This window comes from Nonomuraea sp. NPDC049625, assembly GCF_040675285.1.
In the GTDB taxonomy this organism is placed as follows: Bacteria; Actinomycetota; Actinomycetes; order Streptosporangiales; family Streptosporangiaceae; genus Nonomuraea; species Nonomuraea angiospora_A.
Map to the genome: position 1 here is coordinate 1 of NZ_JBFAOQ010000044.1, position 20030 is coordinate 20030.

General features: G+C 70.8%; 6 protein-coding genes. 3 read left to right on the forward strand and 3 right to left on the reverse strand.

Annotated elements, in window-relative coordinates:
- The 3 genes from AB0J87_RS63895 to AB0J87_RS63905 all read right to left on the reverse strand — a co-directional run.
- Positions 1–7286 (reverse strand): SDR family NAD(P)-dependent oxidoreductase (locus tag AB0J87_RS63895; RefSeq protein ID WP_363985760.1); only part of this gene is annotated, 7286 nt, incomplete at its 3' end.
- A gap of 61 nt (positions 7287–7347) precedes the next feature.
- Positions 7348–8625, reverse strand: coding sequence for an activator-dependent family glycosyltransferase (locus AB0J87_RS63900; protein WP_363985762.1), 1278 nt, complete (start codon positions 8623–8625; stop codon positions 7348–7350).
- A 157-nt stretch (positions 8626–8782) separates the two neighbouring features.
- Positions 8783–9838, reverse strand: a complete 1056-nt coding sequence (locus AB0J87_RS63905; protein WP_363985764.1) for a helix-turn-helix domain-containing protein — start codon at positions 9836–9838, stop codon at positions 8783–8785.
- A 296-nt stretch (positions 9839–10134) separates the two neighbouring features.
- Here AB0J87_RS63905 and AB0J87_RS63910 point away from each other — a divergent pair, with 296 nt between their 5' ends.
- The 3 genes from AB0J87_RS63910 to AB0J87_RS63920 all read left to right on the forward strand — a co-directional run.
- A complete protein-coding gene (locus AB0J87_RS63910; protein WP_363985766.1) occupies positions 10135–11043 on the forward strand; it encodes a proline iminopeptidase-family hydrolase in 909 nt (302 codons plus the stop codon).
- 41 nt (positions 11044–11084) lie between these two features.
- On the forward strand, positions 11085–12323 hold the full coding sequence (locus AB0J87_RS63915) for a type III PLP-dependent enzyme (protein ID WP_363985768.1): 1239 nt from the start codon (positions 11085–11087) through the stop codon (positions 12321–12323).
- A gap of 193 nt (positions 12324–12516) precedes the next feature.
- On the forward strand, positions 12517–20030 hold a 7514-nt coding region (locus AB0J87_RS63920; protein WP_363985770.1), incomplete at its 3' end, for an SDR family NAD(P)-dependent oxidoreductase.

A 20030-nucleotide genomic window follows, 5' to 3' on the forward strand; every position in this document is an offset into this window, starting at 1 on the left:
CCGAGTTTGGTGCCGGTGCCGTGGGCTTCGACCGCGTCGATGTCACCGGGGGCCAGGCCGGCGTTGGCCAGCGCCTGGCGGATCACCCGCTCCTGAGAAGGACCGTTGGGGGCCGACAGGCCGTTGCTGGCACCGTCCTGGTTGACCGCCGATCCGCGGATCACCCCCAGGACCCGGTGGCCGTTTGCCTGCGCCTCCGACAACCGCTCCAGCAGCAGGATGCCCACACCTTCGGAGAAGACGGTGCCATCGGCCTCATCCGAGAACGCCTTGCATCGGCCATCCCGCGCCAGACCACGCTGACGGCTGAAGTCCACCAGGAGCTCAGGTGTCGCCATGACCGTCACGCCACCTGCGAGCGCCAGAGTGCTTTCGCCTCGGCGCAGGGACTCGCAGGCCAGATGGATGGCGACCAGAGAGGAGGAGCAGGCAGTATCCACCGTCAGCGCCGGGCCTTCGAGACCGAGGTTGTAGGCCACCCGCCCCGACATGACGGAGCCGGCGTTTCCGGTCTGCAGGTATCCCTCGATCTCCTCGGGGTACGGTCCAGGCCCTGAGCCATAACCCGTCTGAGTTCCGCCGATGAAGACGCCGGTCGGGGTGCCGCGGAGCGCGTCCGGGTCGATCCCGGCCCGTTCCAGAACCTCCCACGACGTCTCCAGCAGCAGCCGCTGCTGCGGATCGATCGCGATCGCCTCACGCGGGCTGATCCCGAAAAACGCCGCGTCGAACCCGGCCGCGTCCTTCAGGAACCCGCCCTCACGCAGATACGTGGTCCCCACATGGTCCGGGTCCGGGTCATACAACGCCTCCAGATCCCAGCCCCGGTCCTCGGGGAAGGAGGAGATACCCGAACGGCCCTGCACGAGCATGTCCCACAGGTCCTCCGGCGAGTTCACCCCGCCCGGGTAGCGGCAGCCCATCGCCACGATCGCGATCGGCTCCCCAATCCCCGCGGACGCAGACGCGGCCCGCACCGGCTCGGCCGCGACGGCCGTGCTGTTGCCGGTGACGCGCTGAAGCAGATGCGCTGCCAGCGCGGTCGGGGTGGGGTGATCGAACACCAGGGTGGCGGGCAGTTTCATGCCGGCGGCCCGGCTGAGCCGGTTACGCAACTCGACGGAGGTCAGGGAGTCGAAGCCCAGATCCTTGAACGGGCGTCCCGCTTGGATCGCCTCACCGGAGGCATGCCCCAGGACCGCAGCGGCTTCGGCGCAGACCAGCGACACCAGCACGTGTTCCTGCTCAGCCGCCGGCAGGCCGGTCAGGCGGCGTTCCAGCGCCGACCCGCTGCCGGAGACAGGTTCGGTGCGGGCGGTGCGACGCGCGGGCGTGCGAGCCAACCCACGCAGAATCGCCGGGACACCGTCGTGGCGGTTGCTGAGGGTGCGAGTGTTGATGGGCAGAGGTACGAGGAAGGGCTCCGGCATTGTCAGAGCGACGTCCAGGAGTTGCATGCCCTCGTTAGCGCCCATGGCGGTGAATCCCGAACGGGACAGCCGCTCCAGATCGAGTTCCGCCAACTGGTTCGTCATGCCACCCGTTTCAGGCGCCCACAATCCCCAGGCGAGGGATTGAGCGGGCAGGCCGCTGGCGTGGCGGTGGATCGCCAACGCATCCAGGAAGGCGTTGGCCGCCGAGTAGTTGCCCTGTCCGGCACTGTCCAGCGTGGCGGCTGAGGAGGAGTAGAGAACGAACGCGGCCAGGTCCAGTTGCTGGGTGGCCTGGTGCAGGTGCCATGCAGCGTCCGCTTTCGGCCTCAGTACCCGGTCGATCTTGTCGGGGGTGAGGGAGGTGACCACACCGTCATCCAGCACCCCGGCCGTGTGGAAGACCGCCGTCAGCGGGTGCTCGGCCGGGACCCGGCCAAGGAGCGCGGCCACCTGCTCGGGATCGGACAGATCGCACGCCGCGATCTCGACCGTCGCACCCGCCGTCTCCAGGTCGGCCCGGAGCTGGTCGGCGTCAGGGGCCTGGTCTCCTCGGCGGGAGGCCAACAGCAGACGCCCCACCCGGTGCTCGCCGGCCAGGTGGCGGGCCAAGATCGCGCCCAGACCGCCCGTGCCACCCGTGATCAGCACGGTGCCGTCGGGGTCCAGGCTGCGCGGCATGGTGAGGATGATCTTGCCGGTGTGGCGGGCCTGGGCCATGTGCCGGAAGGCCTGGCGGGCCTGCTGCACCGGCCAGCACCGCACCGGCAACGCAGCCAACTCCTGGGAGGCGAACAGGTCCAGCAGCTCGCCCAGCATCTGCCCGACCCGCTCATGCCCGGCATCCATCAGGTCGAAGCTGCGGTAACGGACGTGAGAGTGGGTGCCCGCGACATCGGCCGGCTCACGCCGGTCGGTCTTGCCCATCTCGATGAACCGGCCACCCTCGGCAAGCAGGTCCAGCGACGCGTCGGTGAACGGCCCCGCCAGCGAGTTGAGCACCACATCCATCCCCGCCCCGCCCATCACCGTGGCGAAGGCATCGGCGAAGTCCAGGTCGCGGGAGGAAGCGATGTGATCATCCGGCACGCCCAACGCCCGCAGCACGTGCTGCTTGGCGGGCGAAGCGGTGGCGAACACCTCCGCCCCCAAGTGTCGGGCGATCTGGATCGCGGCCATGCCGACCCCACCCGCGCCGGAGTGGATCAGCACCCGCTCCCCCCGGCTGAGCCCGGCCAGGTCGACCAGCCCGTACCAGGCGGTCGCGAACGCCACCGTCACCCCAGCCCCCTGAGCGAACGACCAGCCCGCCGGAAGCCCGGCCAGCAACCGCTGATCGACCACCACCCGAGGACCGAACGCGGCCTCACCCAGCCCCATCACCCGATCGCCGACCCGCACCCCTTCCACCCCGGGTCCGATCTCCGAAACGACGCCGGCGAACTCGCCGCCGATCGGCTCCCCCTGCTCGGGCACCATGCCCAACGCCACGACCACATCACGGAAGTTCAACCCGGCCGCACGAACCTCCACCCGCACCTCACCGGCGACCAACTCACGGTCGGCCTCCGGCGCGGCAACCAACGCCAGCTCCTCCAGGGACCCCTTGGCCGGGCAGTCCAGCCGCCACCCACCCGCACCCTCGGGCACCACCAGATCACCCGCGCTGTCCGCGCGGGCCAGACGAGGCACCAGCACCTGGCCGGCCCGCACCGCCAGCTGCGGCTCGTCTTCCACACCCAGCAGGCAGGCCAGCGCGGTGAGCGACTCGGCCGCATCGTCGAGGTCGATCAGCAGGATCCGGCCGGGATTCTCGGCCTGCGCCGAGCGCACCAACCCCGACACCGCCGCACCGATCAAAGCACCATCGGTCTCGCTGCCGGTCGTCACCGCGCCGCTGGTGACCAGCACCAGCCGGGTCTCGGCCAGCCGCTCATCGGCCAGCCAACCACTCAGCACACCCACGACCCGATCCAGCTCCGGCCGCAGCCTGTCCTGGCCGAAAGCCTCCACCGCAAGGCGCATCACCACAGCGGTGGGAAGAGACCGGCCGGACGCGACCGCATCACCCAACGCCGCCACATCCACGAACTCCCCGACACCCCCACCAGCAGCCTGGACAGCCGCGACCAGAGAGGGCCAGCCCTCGCCCACCACCGCCACGTCCCCGGCCCCAGAACCGACCGGCTCACCCGGCAGCGGCACCCACTGCACACGATGCAGCGCATCGTGCCCCGCCTGCGGACGCGACGACAGCCCATCCGCGGGCAGCGGACGCGAGATCAAGCTCGCGACGACCGCGACCGGCGCGCCGGTGCCGTCGGCGATCCGGATGCTGGAAGCCCCGCCCTCAGCCGGAAGGACGTGAACGCGCACCTGCTGAGCGCCGGAAGCCAGGAGCTCCACCCCGTTCCAGGCGAACGGCAGCGCGACCCCCTCAACCTGCTCGATAAGACCGGTGGCGTGCAGGGCGGCGTCCAGCAGAGCCGGGTGGATGCCATATCCGCCGGCCTCGGCGGCCTCCCGCTCGTCGAGCTCCACCTCGGCGAACACCTCTGCGCCACGCACCCAGGCCCGCTTGAGCCCTTGGAACGCCGGACCATAGCCATACCCGGCACGAGCCAACGCCTCGTAGTGACCGGACACGTCCACCACCTGCGCCCCCGCGGGCGGCCACTGCTCATCAGCAGAACCGGACGCACTGCTCGTCACGGCCAGGGTGCCCGCGGCGTGACGCGTCCAGGGCCGCCGGCCGGTACGGGCGTGCACCGCCACCTCACGCCGACCGTCCTCACCAGCAGCGGACACCGCCACCTGAAGCTGGACCGGCTCGTCACCCCCGATCACCAGCGGCGCCTCAAGCGTCAGCTCCTCCACCACCGGGCAGCCGACCTCGTCGCCCGCCCGCACCACCAGCTCCACGAACCCGGTGCCGGGGAAGACCACCGTCTCCCCCACCCCGTGATCGGCCAGCCACGGATGCGTAGTGGTCGAGATCCGGCCGGTCAGCACCAGCCCGCCCTGATCGGGCAGCTCCACCGCCGCACCCAGCAGCGGATGGTCCACCCGCGTCAGGCCCAGCCCACCGGCGTCCGCAGCCCCCGCGACGGAAGGCTCCAGCCAGTAACGCCGGTGCTGGAACGCATATGTGGGCAACTCGGCACCCACGCTGGTGCCGGGCAGGAGTCGTAGCCAGTCCACCCCCACCCCGGCGGCGAACGCCTCGCCCGCCGAACGTACGAACCGCCCCGCGCCGCCCTCGCCGCGCCGCAGCGATGCCACCGCAACTCCCGACGGGGCGGTGACGTCCAGGATGTCCTGCACCGCCATCGTCAGCACCGGATGCGGGCTCACCTCGAGGAAGAAGTCGTGACCGTCGCGAATCGCGACTCGTACGGCGTCCTCGAAACGCACGCGCTGGCGCAGGTTGGTGTACCAGTAGTCGGCCCCCAGCCGCTCGGTGTCCAGCGACTCCGCCACGACCGTGGAGTAGAACGGCACGTCGGCTGAGCGAGGTTCGAGCCCGGCCAGTTCGGCGAGGACGGTCTCCCGGAGCCCCTCCACCTGGGCGGAGTGGGAGGCGTAGTCCACCTTGATCTTTCGAGCCTGCACGCCCTCACCGGTGATCGCCGCGAAGAACTCGTCCAGGTCGGCGGCGCCGCCGGACACGACGACGGAGGTCGGGCCGTTCACGGCGGCTACCGAGAGCCGGTCGCTCCACGGTTCGAGCCGCCGCACCAGCTCCTCGTACGGCAGCAGCACGGCCAGCATGCCGCCGGTCCCGGCGAGCTCCCTGCGGATGACCTTGCCGCGCTGGGCGACCACGCGGGCCGCGTCCCGCAGCGACAGCGCCCCGGCCACGCACGCCGCGGCCACCTCACCCTGCGAATGCCCGATCACCGCGGCCGGGCGGACCCCCACCGACTCCCACAATGCCGCCAGGGAAACCATGACCGCCCAGGTGGCGGGCTGGACGACGTCCACCCGGTCCAGGGTCGGAGCTCCGTTCGCACCGCGCAGTACGTCGAGCAGGTCCCAGTCGACGAACTCGCTCAGCGCCTGCCCGCACTCGGCCAGCCGGGCGGCGAACACCGGCGACGCCTGCGCCAGCTCCACCCCCATCCCGGCCCACTGCGCCCCCTGACCCGGGAACACCAGCACCGCTTCCCGACGACCCGACGCCATACCGGAGACCACCCCGGGGACAGACTCACCGGCCGCCAAGGCACGCAGGCCGCCCAGCAACTCCTCCCGATCCGCACCCACCACCACCGCACGGTCCTCGAAGGCAGCGCGGGCACGCACCAGCGACAACCCGACACCCTCAACCGCCACCTCCGGCCGGGCATCGACATACTCGGCCAACCGCGACGCCTGAGCCCGCAGCGCCTCCTCACCGCGCCCCGACAGCACCCACGGCACCACACCCGACACCACAGGAGCGTCCCCGGAGGTGTCCAGCTGCGGCTCGGGAGCCTGCTCCACGATCACGTGCGCGTTCGTCCCGCTCACGCCGAACGACGACACACCCGCCCGCCGCGGCCGGCCGTCCGGCTCCGGCCACTCCCGCGCCTGCTCCAGCAGCCGGACCTGGCCCTGCTCCCAGTCGACGTGGCTGGACGGGGCGGACACGTACAGGGTCTGCGGCAGGAGGCCCTCGCGGGCGGCCATGACCATCTTGATCACACCGGCCACGCCCGCGGCGGCCTGCGTGTGCCCGATGTTCGACTTCACCGACCCGAGCCACAGCGGCGCCGCCGCGTCACGGTCCCGCCCGTACGTGGCCAGCAGCGCCTGGGCCTCGATGGGGTCGCCGAGCGTGGTCCCCGTCCCATGCGCCTCGACCACGTCCACGTCGGCGGCCGTCACCCCGGCGTTGGTCAGCGCCTGGCGGATCACCCGCTCCTGCGAAGGACCGTTGGGCGCGGTCAGACCGTTGCTGGCTCCGTCCTGGTTGACCGCCGTGCCCCGGATGACCGCCAGGACCTGGTGGCCGTTGGCCCGCGCGTCGGACAGGCGCTCCAGCAGCAGCATGCCGACACCCTCGGCGAACACGGTGCCGTCGGCGTCGTCGGAGAAGGCCTTGCACCTGCCGTCGCGGGCCAGCCCCTGCTGCCGGCTGAAGTCCACCATCAGCTCGGGGGTCGGCATGACGGTCACGCCGCCCGCGAGCGCGAGCGTGCTCTCGCCGCTGCGCAGCGACTGGCAGGCCAGGTGGATGGCGACGAGCGAGGAGGAGCAGGCGGTGTCCACCGTGACCGCGGGGCCCTCCAGGCCCATGCTGTAGGCCACCCGGCCGGAGATGACGGAGCTGGTGTTGCCGGTCTGCACGTACCCCTCGACGCCCTCGGGGAACGGCCCGAGCCCCGAGACGTAGCCGGTCTGCGTCCCGCCGACGAAGACGCCGGTGGGGGTGCCGCGCAGCGTGCCGGGGTCGATCGCGGCCCGTTCCAGCGCCTCCCAGGCGACCTCCAGCACGTGCCGCTGCTGCGGGTCCATCACCAGGGCCTCGCGCGGGCTGATCCCGAAGAAGCCGGCGTCGAAGTCGCCCGCCCCTTCGAGGAAACCGCCGTCCCGCGCGTACGTCGTACCGCCGGCCGTGTGGTCCTCGTCGTAGAGCGTCTCGAGGTCCCAGCCCCGGTCGTCGGGGAAGGAGGAGATCCCCGAGCGGGCCTCCACCAGCATGTTCCACAGGTCCTCCGGCGAGTTCACCCCGCCGGGGTAGCGGCAGCTCATCGCCACGATCGCGATCGGCTCACGATCCTTCGCCTCGACCTCGCGCAGCCGCCGGCGGGCGCGCTGAAGGTCGGCGGTAGCACGCTTGAGGTAGTCCCGGAACTTGTCGTCAGTGGCCATGGGATTCTCAACCAGCCTTGAGGTAGTGAGGCGGAACGGGACGGACGTGGGCCGGCGCGGTCTAGCCGGCTGTCCTCCGGTGGCGGAGCACGTGCTCTTCCAGGTCCTTGACCAGGTCGTGCGGGGTCGGGGTCTCCCGTATCTCCTGGCTGGTCTTCTGTGCGCGCTCGGTGAAGGTGGAGTCGTTCAGGATCCGCTGCAGTTCGGTGCGGAGGGTGTCGGCCGAGAACCGGTCCGGCGGAAGGTGCACGCCCACGCCGTGCGCTTCGATGGCCTCCGCGACCTGGTCCTCGTCGTGCAGCGCGTGCGGGATGATGAGCTGCGGGACGCCGTTGAGCAGCGCCGTCAGGGTGCTGCCGGTCCCCGCGTGGTGGACGATCGCCGAGCAGCTCTTGAGCAGCGGGTCCAGCGGCACGAACCCGGGGATCCGGACGTTGTCGGGGACGGTGGCCCCGGCGGGGACGGAAGCGGGGCCCAGCAGGGCGACGACCTCGATGTCCAGGTCGGCGACGGCCTCGAACAGGTCGGGGTACCCCAGCTTCGCGCGGCCGGCCCACACCTCCTGGTAGGAGTTGCCCAGGGTGACGCAGACCCGCGGCCGCTCCGGTTCCGTCCGCAGCCAGTCGGGGATGGTCCCGGGGCCGTTGTACGCCACGTAGCGCACGGGCAGGTAGTCGTACTCCGCCGGCAGGCGCAGCCAGGAGGGGATCGAGTCGATGGTCGTCTGGCCGAGGACGAGGTCGTCGTCGTACTCGCAGCCGTACTTCTCCAGCTTGGCCGTCAGCCAGTCGCGTACCGGGTCCTCGCCGGCGGCCTCCGGGCGCTCGGCCCGCAGGCGCAGGAACAGCTCGCGTAAGCGGCCCCAGTGGTCGCGGCCGATGGTCGTCCGGGCGTGCGCGGCGCCGCAGGCGGCCGCCGCCACCGGTCCCGTGTACGTCATGCTGTCCCAGATGACCAGGTCAGGGCGCCACGAGCGGCAGAAGGCGACCATGCCGTCGAAGACGGACTCGTCGGTGTTCACGTCCAGCGCCATCGGGGAGGCGAAGGCCGCGAGGCAGTCGCGCACATACTCGTAGGTGAGGACCTCGGGCCGGATCTCCGTGATGGAGTACCCGGACCCGTAGATGGTCTCCTCGGGCGCCATCGCCGCGACGCGCTCGGCGTAGCGCGCCTCGTCGCCGACGGCGACGCCCATCAGTCCCGTCTGCTGCACCAGGGGCATGATGTCGGGTTGTGCCGCGATCACGACGTCGTGGCCCGCGGACTTGAGCGCCCAGCCGAGCGGCACCACGAGGTTGAGATGAGCGCTGGCCGCGAGTTGGGTGACAACGACGCGCATTCCGCATCCTTCCGGCAGGTACAAGGTCGGCCGGGCGGCGGCGCGCAATGCGCCCTTCCGCTCACAGGTGGGTGTCGTGAGCAGGTCCGCCAGACCCCATCGACTCTCACGAGACAGTAATCAGCCACGTGAGAGGCACCGACCCCTAGATCACCCCTCAGGCCCCCCTGGGGACTTCGGCCGTACTGGGGTGTTCGCCGAGCCGTCGCAGGGTGAGTGCGAGGGTCAGGCGGGCGCGGCCCTCGGCCGGCTGCACGGGGAAGCCGAGCTCGCTCTCGGCGCGGGCCAGCCGGGCGGCGACGGAGCTGCGGTGGATGTAGAGCCGGGAGGCGGTCTGGCGGATGGAGTCGCTGGCCGCGAAGACGTCCAGCGTCGCCAGGACGGAGTCCCCGTTGGGCGCTTCCGCCAGGCGGTCCAGTGCGGCGACGTCCGGGGATCCGCCGATGGCCTCGTCCGGCAGGTGCTCGGCGAGCAGGGCGAAGCCGCCCAGCCGGTCCCAGTGCACGACCCTGCCCCACAGCTCCCCCGGGCCGGCGAAGCGCAGTGCCGTACGCGCCATGTGCCAGGCCCGCGCGGCGCTCGCGGACGGAACGCGCGGGCTCACCCCGACCGCCGAGCTCGTGCTCGCGAGAGCGTCGGGCCAGGGCGGGCCGGAGACGATGACCCCGTACACCTGCCCGAGGCGGGCCACCCTGCCCCCGAGCCCGGAGGCGTCTCCGGCGACGGCGAACACCTGCACGGAACGATCCGGCCTCAGCCCGAGGAGCTTCAGCGCCCGGGATCGTCCGGCCTCGTCGACGGCCGAGCCGAGGACGAGTTCGACGAGCGCCGGATCGCCGAACGCCGGGGCGGGCTCCCTCCTGCCCAGGACGGCGGCGCAGGCGATGGCGAACCGTTCGACGAGCATGGCGTCGATCGGGTACGCGTCGCCGCGCCGCTCGATCCACACCTCGCCGCCGTTCACGAGCTCGTGCCTCCTGGAACCCGGGTCGGCGGGCCCGTCGAGTGCGCCGCCGCCGGCGCTCACCCGCCGATACACCCCCAGACCGGGAACGCTCACCCCTACGGGGCATTCCGCGAGCCGCGAAGCCTCCAGCAGCAGCCGCTCCAGATCGGTCCCGTTCTGCAGGAGCACGTCGAAGAAGCTGATCACCCTGAGCTCGTCACCCGCGTGGGCGTCGAGTTCGGAAAGGCGCAACAGCAGGTGCTTCATCAGGTTGACCTCGGCTCTGATTTTGCGTTCACTCGGGCTCGGAAAAAGCGACGCCGCGGCCGGCGGTCGCCATTCGGGGTGAATGTTCGCAACGGAACGGTATACGGATGCCGGGGCTTCGCGGCGGGTCCGGGGAACGGAATCCCGCCCTATAGGGGATACGCACGGGTCGGATAGGGGTCCGCCCTCGATCGGCCTTCACCTAGCGTCGGCAGGGCCGCTCACCTGCGCATTGTGCGGCATTTCGATGAATGGCCCAGGGCGTGGGGCGCCGTCTCCGCGCCGAACGTGATGAGGTGGTTGACTTGGCCCGAGCCCCCAGCGCCAGGGGAACCCTGCCGTTCGGCGACCACGTGACCTGGTACCGGGTGACAGGCACCCCGGGAAAGGGGAAGCCGGCGGTGGTGGCCCTGCACGGAGGGCCCGGCGGCACCCATGACTATTTGCTCCCCATGGCGGAGCTCGCCGACGCCGGCTGGCCGGTCGTCCATTACGACCAGCTCGGGAACGGCGGTTCCACGCACCTGGACGACGCGGATCCGGGATTCTGGACACCGGACTTGTTCGACGACGAGCTGGGCAATCTGCTGAACCGCCTGGGAATCGCCGGCGACTACGTTCTCTTCGGCCATTCCTGGGGCGGTCTGCTGGCCGCCAAACACGCCTCCGAGCGGCCGTCCGGGCTGCGCGGCCTGGTCATCGCGAACTCGCCGGCCTCGTACCCGGAATGGCGTAAAGAGCTGAAGATCCTGCGCGACCTGCTGCCGAGCGGGGTGAACGAGACGCTGCTCGCCCACGAGGCGGCCGGGACGACGGACACCCGCGAATACTTCGACGCGATGATGGTCTTCTACAACCGGCACGTAATCCGTACGCGGCCGTGGCCACGCGAATTCAAGGCCACGTTCATGGACACGCTCAGCAATCCGACCGTCTATCAGGCCATGAACGGGCCGTGCGAATTCCACGTGATCGGCAGCCTGAAGGACTGGGACGTCCTGGACCTCCTGCCCGGCATCGACGTGCCCACGTTGGTGATCTCGGGCCGGCACGACGAGGTGACCCAGGAGTCGGTCCGGCCTTTCCTCGAGCTCATTCCCGGGGCCCGCGGAAAGGTCTTCGAGGATTCCAGCCATTCGCCACATCTGGAGGAGCCGGAGCTCTTCCGGCGGGTCATGCTCGAATTCCTCGCCGGCCTGGCCTGACTTGGGCCGCCTCTTCATGCCCTTGCCCAAGGAGACAAATCTTGAACGACGCCACCGATATCGTGAAGAGCGACGCCGAGCTCGCTGCTCGCTACGGATCGCCGCTTTACGTCTACGACCTCGAACGTGCCGTCGCCGCTTATGACGACCTCCGCGCTTCCCTGCCCGAGGGAACGGTCGTCTATTTCTCGTTCAAGGCCAACCCCCATCCGGAGATCGCCGAGGCGCTGCGCGAGAGCGGCGGTTCCGCGTGCAAGGCCGAGATCAGCTCCACGGGCGAGCTCGCCGCGGCTCTGCTGGCGGGCTTCGACCCGCTCGACATCCTCTACACCGGGCCCGGCAAGACGACCGAGGAGGTGGAGGCCGCTCTGGAGGCCGGCGTCCGCCGTTTCTCCGTCGAGTCGGTCAACGACCTGCGCCGGATCGGGCAGGCCGCCTGGGAACAGGACACGGTCGCCGACTGCCTCCTGCGGGTGAACAGCACCGCCTCAGGCGCCACCACCAGCATCCGCATGACGGGGGCTCCCTCCCAGTTCGGCTTCGACAGCGAGACGCTCCCCGAGCTCATGCCGGAGCTTCGATCGGTGCCCGGCACCCGTCTGTCGGGGATGCACCTGTTCTCGCTGAGCAACGCGAAGGACGAGGAATCCCTGATCGCCGAGTTCAAGCACACGATCACCGCGGCGGCCGAGGTGCGTGACTCGACGGGCCTGGAGCCGGAGCTGCTCGACATCGGCGGCGGCTTCGCCTCCCCCTACCTCTCCCCCGGCGAACGCCCCGTCTACGGCGGACTCCGCGCGGCGCTGGAGGAGGTCCTCGACTCGCACTTCGCGGGCTGGCGCGACGGCAGCCCCCAGGTCGCCTGCGAATCCGGGCGGTACCTCGTCGGCGACTGCGGCCGGCTCGTGTGCACCGTCACCAACGTCAAGGAGAGCCGCGGCGGCAGGTTCATCATCCTGGACGCCGGGATCAACACGCTGGGCGGCATGTCCGGGCTCGGGCGGCTGCTGCCGGTCTCCGTCCAGTTCGAGTCCGCCGAGCCCGTGGCGCCGGCCAGCCTCGTCGGCCCGCTCTGCACCCCGGGCGACATCCTCGGCCGCAACGTCGCCGTACCCGATCTCCGTCCCGGGGACGTGGTGACCATCCCGAACGCGGGGGCCTACGGCATGACGGCCAGCCTGCTCATGTTCCTGGGCCGCCCGGCGCCCAGCGAGGTCGTCATGCGCGGCGACAAGGTCGTCTCCTCGTCCCACGTGCTTTTCGTCCGCATGTACGAGTAGAACCACCTGCCTGCCCTGCAGGTATCCATCGTCGGCTGTCCCGGCTCAACCGCCGCGGACAGGATCACTGCGGTTCATATGGAGAGTCAAACAGATGAGCCAGTCCGGAAACAGCGAATTCGAAGCCAGCGGCACTCCGACGACGAGGGCCGGACGAGCGACAGCCTTCACCCTTCGGCTGGCTGACCTCTCCATGGCGGAACGCCGGGCGTCCCTGATCGAACTGGTGAGCCGGACGACGCTCGACGTGATGAGCGCCGTACTGCCCGGGCTGCTGGAGACGGTCTCCGCCGAGCAGACCTTCAAGGACATGGGGCTCGACTCCCTCGCGGCGGTCGAACTGCACGACCGGCTCGCCGCCGAGCTCGGCGCCGAGCTCCCGATCGGCATCGCCTTCGACTACCCGACGCCGGCCGCTCTCGCCGACTACCTGCTCACCGAGGCGCTCGGGCTCGGGGAACGGCGAACCGCCGAGATCACGGCCGCCGTCGGCTCAGACGAGCCCATCGCGATCGTCGGCATGGCCTGCCGCTATCCCGGCGGCGTGGCCACGCCCGAGGAGCTGTGGGAGCTGATCACCGAGGGCCGGGAGACGGTGACCGGGTTCCCGACCGACCGGGGGTGGGACCTCGACCGGCTCTTCGACGACGACCCCGACGCCGGCAACACCACCTATGCCCGGGTGGGCCACTTCCTGCACGACGCCGCGGAGTTCGATGCGGCGTTCTTCGGGATCAGCCCGCGTGAGGCCGTGGCGATGGACCCGCAGCAGCGGCTGATCCTGGAGACCTGCTGGGAGGCCGTCGAACGGGCCGGCATCAACCCCCAGACCCTGCACCAGAGCCAGACCGGCGTCTTCATCGGCGCCGAACCGCAGGACTACGGCCCCCGGCTGCACCAGGCGCCCCCTGACGTCGAGGGCTACCTCGTCACCGGCGCCGCGCCGAGTGTCGTCGCCGGCCGGGTCGCGTACACGCTGGGCCTGGAAGGGCCCGCCGTCACCGTGGACACCGCCTGCTCGGCGTCGCTCGTCGCCATCCACCTGGCCTGCCAGTCGCTGCGCACCGGGGAGAGCCCGCTGGTGCTCGCGGGCGGGGTGACCGTGATGTCCGCGCCGGGGACGTACACCGCCTTCAGCCGCCAGCGCGTCATCGCCGCCGACGGCCGCTGCAAGGCCTTCAGCTCCGACGCCGACGGCACCGGCTTCTCCGAGGGCGTCGGTGTGCTGGTGCTGGAGCGGTTGTCGGACGCGGTGGCCGCTGGTCATCGGGTGTTGGGGGTGATCCGTGGGTCGGCGGTCAATCAGGACGGGGCCAGTAATGGTTTGACGGCTCCGAACGGTCCTTCGCAGGAGCGGGTGATCCGTCAGGCGCTGGCCAATGCGCGGTTGTCGGGTGCGGAAGTGGACGCGGTCGAGGCGCATGGCACGGGGACCGCGCTCGGTGACCCCATCGAGGCGCAGGCGTTGCTGGCGACGTATGGGCGGGATCGGGGTGCGGCCGAGCCGTTGTGGCTTGGGTCGGTGAAGTCGAACATCGGGCACACGCAGGCTGCTGCGGGGGTGGCCGGTGTGATCAAGATGGTGCTGGCGATGCGGCACGGGTTGTTGCCGCAGACGCTGCATGTGTCTGCTCCTACGACCCATGTCGATTGGGAGCAGGGCCAGGTCCGGCTGCTGGAGCAGGCGCGGGAGTGGCCGGAGCCGGACGGCCGGCCGCGGCGGGCGGGTGTGTCGTCGTTCGGGGTGAGCGGGACGAACGCGCACGTGGTCGTGGAGCAGGCTCCCGAGCCGCAGCTGGACACCTCCGGGGACGCTCCTGTGGTGTCGGGTGTGGTGCCGTGGGTGCTGTCGGGGCGCGGTGAGGAAGCATTGCGGGCCCAGGCGTCGCGGTTGGCCGAGTATGTCGATGCTCGGCCGGAGGTGGCGGTTGAGGGTATCGGGTTGTCGCTGGTGCGTGCCCGCGCTGCCTTCGAGGACCGTGCGGTGGTGGTGGGTGCGGATCGGGAGGAGTTGCTGGGCGGCCTGCGTGCCTTGGCGGCCGGCGAGTCTGATCCCACGGTCGTCTCCGGTACGGCGTCGGGGCGTCGGGATGCGGTGCTGGTGTTCCCCGGTCAGGGGGCGCAGTGGGCCGGGATGGGGGTGGAGCTGGCGCAGGCGTCGCCGGTGTTCGCCGCCCGGCTGGAGGAGTGCTTCGCCGAGATCCGGCGGTGGGTGGACTGGGACCCGGCCCAGGTCCTGGCCGATGCTGATGGGCTGGAGTCCATCGAGGTGTTGCAGCCGATGGCGTTCGCGGTCGGGGTGGCCCTGGCGGCGTTGTGGGAGTCGGTCGGGGTCCGGCCGACAGCGGTGATCGGGCATTCGCAGGGCGAGGTGGCCGCGGCGTATGTGGCCGGGGTGTTGTCGCTGGCCGACGCCGTGCGGGTGGTCGTGTTGCGCAGCCGGTTGTTCGCCGCCGAGCTGTGGGGTCGCGGCGCGATCGCCGCCGTGGGGCTGCCCGCTGAGGTGGTGCGCGAACGTGTCGCCTCGCTGGGCGGGGGGTTGGAGGTGAGCGCGGACAACGGGCCTGCCTCCTGCGCGGTGGCCGGACCGACCCAGGCACTGGAAGAGCTTGTCGAGCGTCTGCGTGGTGAAGGAGTGCGGGCGCGAGTGATCGCCACCACGGTGGCCTCGCATTCGCAGATGGTCGAGCCGTTGCGCGAGCAGCTGCTGGAGATGCTGGGCCCCATCGAGCCCGGGCCCGGCCGGGTGCCGGTGTATTCGACAGTGACCGGTGGGGTGCTGGCGGGTTCGGAGTTGGGGGCGGAGTACTGGTTCGCCAACGCGCGCCGGCCGGTGGACTTCCAGGGGGCGGTGCGGGCGTTGCTGGCCGATGGCCGCACCGCGTTCATCGAGGTGAGCCCGCATCCGGTGCTGACAATGGCGGTGCAGGACATCCTGGACGCCACCGGCACATCGGGCGTTGCGGTGGGATCATTGCGTCGTGGCGAGGGCGGCCCCGACCGGTTCCTCCGCTCAGCGGCCGAGGCGTTCACCGCCGGTGTCGCCGTGGACTGGCAAAAACTCCTACCCGGCACCAGCGTGGATGCCGAGCTGCCGACATATGCGTTCCAGCACCAACGCTACTGGCTGGAGCCCGCCACGACCGGTGTGTCGGACGCGAGCGGGCTCGGCCAGGCCCGCGTGGAGCACCCGCTGCTGGGTGCGGCGGTGGAACTGCCCGATCACGGCGGGCTGGTGCTGACCGGCCGGATCTCCACCGCCACGCACCCCTGGCTCGCTGATCACGGGGTGGGGGAGACGCTGCTGTTCCCCGGCACCGGGTTCGTGGAGCTGGCCGTGCGAGCGGGCGACGAGGTCGGCTGCCCGGTGCTGGAGGAGCTGACGCTTGAAGCGCCGCTGGTGATCGAGGGCGACGAGCCGGTCCAGCTCCAGGTGGCAGTGTCGGTAGCCGACGAGGACGGGCGGCGTGAGGTGGCGGTACATGCCCGCACCGGCCAGCGACCCTGGACACGCCACGCCACTGGAACCCTCACCGCAACAAGCAGCACGCCGAGTCCTGCTGGCGAACAGTGGCCGCCCGCGGGGGCGCAGGCGGTGGACGTGTCCGGCCACTACGAGACACTGGCCAGCACCGGATACGGATACGGTCCGGCGTTCCAAGGGCTCAAGCGGGCCTGGATCCGCGACAACGAGGTGTTCGCCGAGGTGGAGCTCGACGAGCGGGAGGCCGCCGAGGCCGGCGGTTATGGTATCCACCCGGCTCTGCTGGACGCCGCCCTGCACGCCACCGGTCTCGTCGAGCAGGTTGAGGGCGTCGCGCTGCCGTTCGCCTGGAACGGGGTGGAGCTGCTCGCTTCCGGCGCCCAACGCGTGCGCGTCCACGCCCAGCCCACCGACGACGGCGCCACCAGCATCCACATCACCGACACCACCGGCGCGCCGGTAGCCATCATCACAAGCCTGATCTCACGCCCGCTACCGGCCGGCGGGCTGTCGTCGCGTCCGCAGGCTGGGCACGATGCGCTCCATCGTGTGCAGTGGGTGCCGCTGGCGGGTGAGCCGGTCAGTTCTGGGGACGTGGCGGTGGTGGGCGAGGGCTGGCCCTCTCTGGTCGCGGCTGTCCAGGCTGCTGGTGGGGGTGTCGGGGAGTTCGTGGATGTGGCGGCGTTGGGTGATGCGATCGCGTCCGGCCGGTCTCTTCCCGCCGCCGTGGTGATGCGCCTGCATGCGGATGCTTTCCTCCGGCCGGCGCTCGATCGGGTCGTGGGTGTGCTGAGTGGTTGGCTGGCTGATGAGCGGCTGACCGAGACCCGGCTGGTGCTGGTCACCAGCGGCGCGGTGACAACCGGCAGCGCCGATGCCGGTATGGCGACCGGCCCCTCGGCCCGCCTGAACGCCTCAGGTGGGGATGGCGTCGATGGTGCTTTGATCGGTGCGGCGGTGTCGGGGTTGGTGCGCTCGGCCCAGGCCGAGAACCCCGGCCGGATCCTGCTGATCGACCTCGACAACGAGGCCGAATCACTCACCGCGCTGGCCTCCCTGCTGGGCGTGGAAGACGAACCGCAACTGGCAGTGCGGGCCGGCCAGGTCCTGGTGCCTCGTCTGGCCCGCGCGGACAGCGCCGGTGATCTGGTGGTGCCCGGGGGTGCGGGTGGGTGGCGGCTGGACTGCCCGGCCAAGGGGTCCCTGGAAGAACTGGCGTTGATCCCCGCGCCGGAGGCCGACCGAGAGCTGGCCGCCGGTGAGGTGCGGGTGGAGGTCCGTGCGGCCGGGTTGAACTTCCGTGATGTGGTCGTGGCGTTGGGCATGGTGCCCGAGCAGGGGGAGCCGATCGGCGGCGAGTTCGCCGGCGTCGTCTCCGAGATCGGACCCGGGGTGGAAGGGGTGCGGGTCGGCGATCGGGTGATGGGGCTGGGTGAGGCCGCGTTCGGTCCCCGGGTGGTGGTCGATCAGCGGTTGCTGGCCGGGCTTCCGGCGGGCTGGTCGTTCGCTCAGGGGGCTGGGGTGACGGTGGCGTTCGCGACCGCCTGGTACGGGCTGGTCGACCTGGCCGGGCTCAGCCGGGGGGAGCGGGTGCTGATCCACTCCGGCGCGGGTGGGGTGGGCATGGCCGCGATCCAGATCGCCCGACACTTGGGGGCGGAGGTGTTCGCCACCGCCTCGCCCGCCAAGCAGCACCTGCTGCGGGCGCTGGGCGTGCCGGATGATCACATCGCCTCCTCCCGCGACCTGGACTTCGCCGACGCCTTCACCACGGTGATGGGCGGGGCGGGGATGGATGTGGTGCTCAACTCGCTGGCCGGCCCGTTCACCGACGCCTCCCTCGACCTCCTCACCCCTGGCGGGCGGTTCATCGAGTTGGGCAAAACCGACCGGCGCGATCCCACCCAGGTGGCTGGCACCCATCCGCAGGTGCGGTATCGCAGCTTCGACCTCATGGACGCCGGGAACGATCGTATCGGCCACATGCTCGCCGAACTGCTGGACCTGTTCACTGGTGGCGGGCTGGCGGCGTTGCCGGTGCGGTGCTGGCCGGTGCAGCAGGCCCGCCAAGCCTTCCGGCACATGGCCCAGGCCCGCCACACCGGCAAGATCATCCTCACCATGCCGCGTAACCTGGACCCCGACGGCACCGTACTGATCACCGGCGGCACCGGCGGCCTGGGCGCCATCCTCGCCCGCCACCTGGCCACCGAGCACCAGACCAAGCATCTGCTGCTGGCCTCCCGCCGAGGAGACCAAGCCCCCGACGCCGACCAGCTCCGCACCGACCTGGAAGCAGCCGGCGCAACCGTCGACATCACGGCCTGCGATCTGTCCGACCCCGAGCAAGTCAACGCACTCCTGGACCGGGTACCCGCCGAGCACCCCCTGACAGCGGTCTTCCACACCGCCGGAGTCCTCGACGACGGCGTGGTCACCTCCCTCACCCCCGACAAGATCGACCGAGTACTGAGGCCGAAAGCAGACGCCGCCTGGCACCTGCACCAGGCCACCCGCCACCTCGACCTGGCCGCCTTCGTTCTCTACTCCTCCTCAGCCGCCACCCTCGACAGCGCCGGACAGGGCAACTACTCCGCCGCCAACGCCTTCCTGGACGCCCTCGCCATCCACCGCCACACCACCGGCCTACCCGCCCAAGCCCTCGCCTGGGGACTCTGGCACCAACCCAGCGGCATGAGCGCCCACCTCACCACCACCGACATCACCCGCATCGAACAAGCCGGCTACCACCGCATCACCACCACCCAAGGCAACCAACTCCTCGACACCGCCCTCACCACACCCCAACCCCACCTCCTCCCCCTCCCCATCAACACCCACACCCTCAGCAACCGCCACGACGGCGTCCCGCCCATCCTGCGTGGGCTGGCTCGCACGCCCGCGCGTCGCACCGCCCGCACCGAACCTGTCTCCGGCAGCGGGTCAGCGCTGGAACGCCGCCTGACCGGCCTGCCCGCGGCCGAGCAGGAACACGTGCTGGTGTCCCTGGTCTGCGCCGAAGCCGCAGCGGTCCTGGGGCATGCCTCCGGTGAGGCGATCCAAGCAGGACGCCCGTTCAAGGATCTGGGCTTCGACTCCCTGACCTCCGTCGAGTTGCGTAACCGGCTCAGCCGGGCCGCCGGCATGAAACTGCCCGCCACCCTGGTCTTCGACCACCCCACCCCGACCGCGCTGGCAGCGCATCTGCTTCAGCGCGTCACCGGCAACAGCACGGCCGTCGCGGCCACACCCGTCCGGGCCGCGTCTGCGTCCGCGGGGATTGGGGAGCCGATCGCGATCGTGGCGATGAGCTGCCGCTACCCGGGCGGGGTGAACTCGCCGGAGGACCTGTGGGAGATGCTCGTGCAGGGCCGTTCGGGTATTTCCTCCTTCCCCGAGGACCGGGGCTGGGATCTGGAGGCGTTGTATGACCCGGATCCGGACCATGTGGGGACCACGTATCTGCGTGAGGGCGGGTTCCTGAAGGACGCGGCCGGGTTCGACGCGGCGTTTTTCGGGATCAGTCCGCGTGAGGCGATCGCGATCGATCCGCAGCAGCGGCTGCTGCTGGAGACGTCGTGGGAGGTCCTGGAACGGGCCGGGATCGACCCCGACACCCTCCGCGGCACCCCGACCGGCGTCTTCATCGGCGGAACACACACCGGATACGGTGCGGATTCACCATCGGCCGACGTCGAAGGCTACTTGGTCACGGGCACATCCAGTTCGGTGATGTCAGGACGGGTGTCCTACAACTTCGGCCTCGAGGGTCCGGCGCTGACGGTGGACACCGCCTGCTCCTCCTCCCTGGTCGCCATCCATCTGGCCTGCGAGTCCCTGCGTAGAGGCGAAAGCACTCTGGCACTCGCAGGCGGCGTGACCGTGCTCCCCAACCCCGAGCTGTTAATCCAATTCAGCCGTCAGCGTGGTCTGGCGAGAGACGGCCGATGCAAGGCGTTCTCGGATGAGGCCGATGGCACCGTCTTCTCCGAAGGTGTGGGCATCCTGCTGCTGGAACGGCTCTCGGAAGCGCAGGCCAACGGCCACCGGGTTCTGGGTGTGATCCGCGGATCGGCGGTCAACCAGGACGGTGCCAGCAACGGCCTGTCGGCCCCCAACGGTCCCTCGCAGGAGCGGGTGATCCGCCAGGCGCTGGCCAACGCCGGCCTGGCCCCCGGTGACATCGACGCGGTCGAAGCCCACGGCACCGGCACCAAACTCGG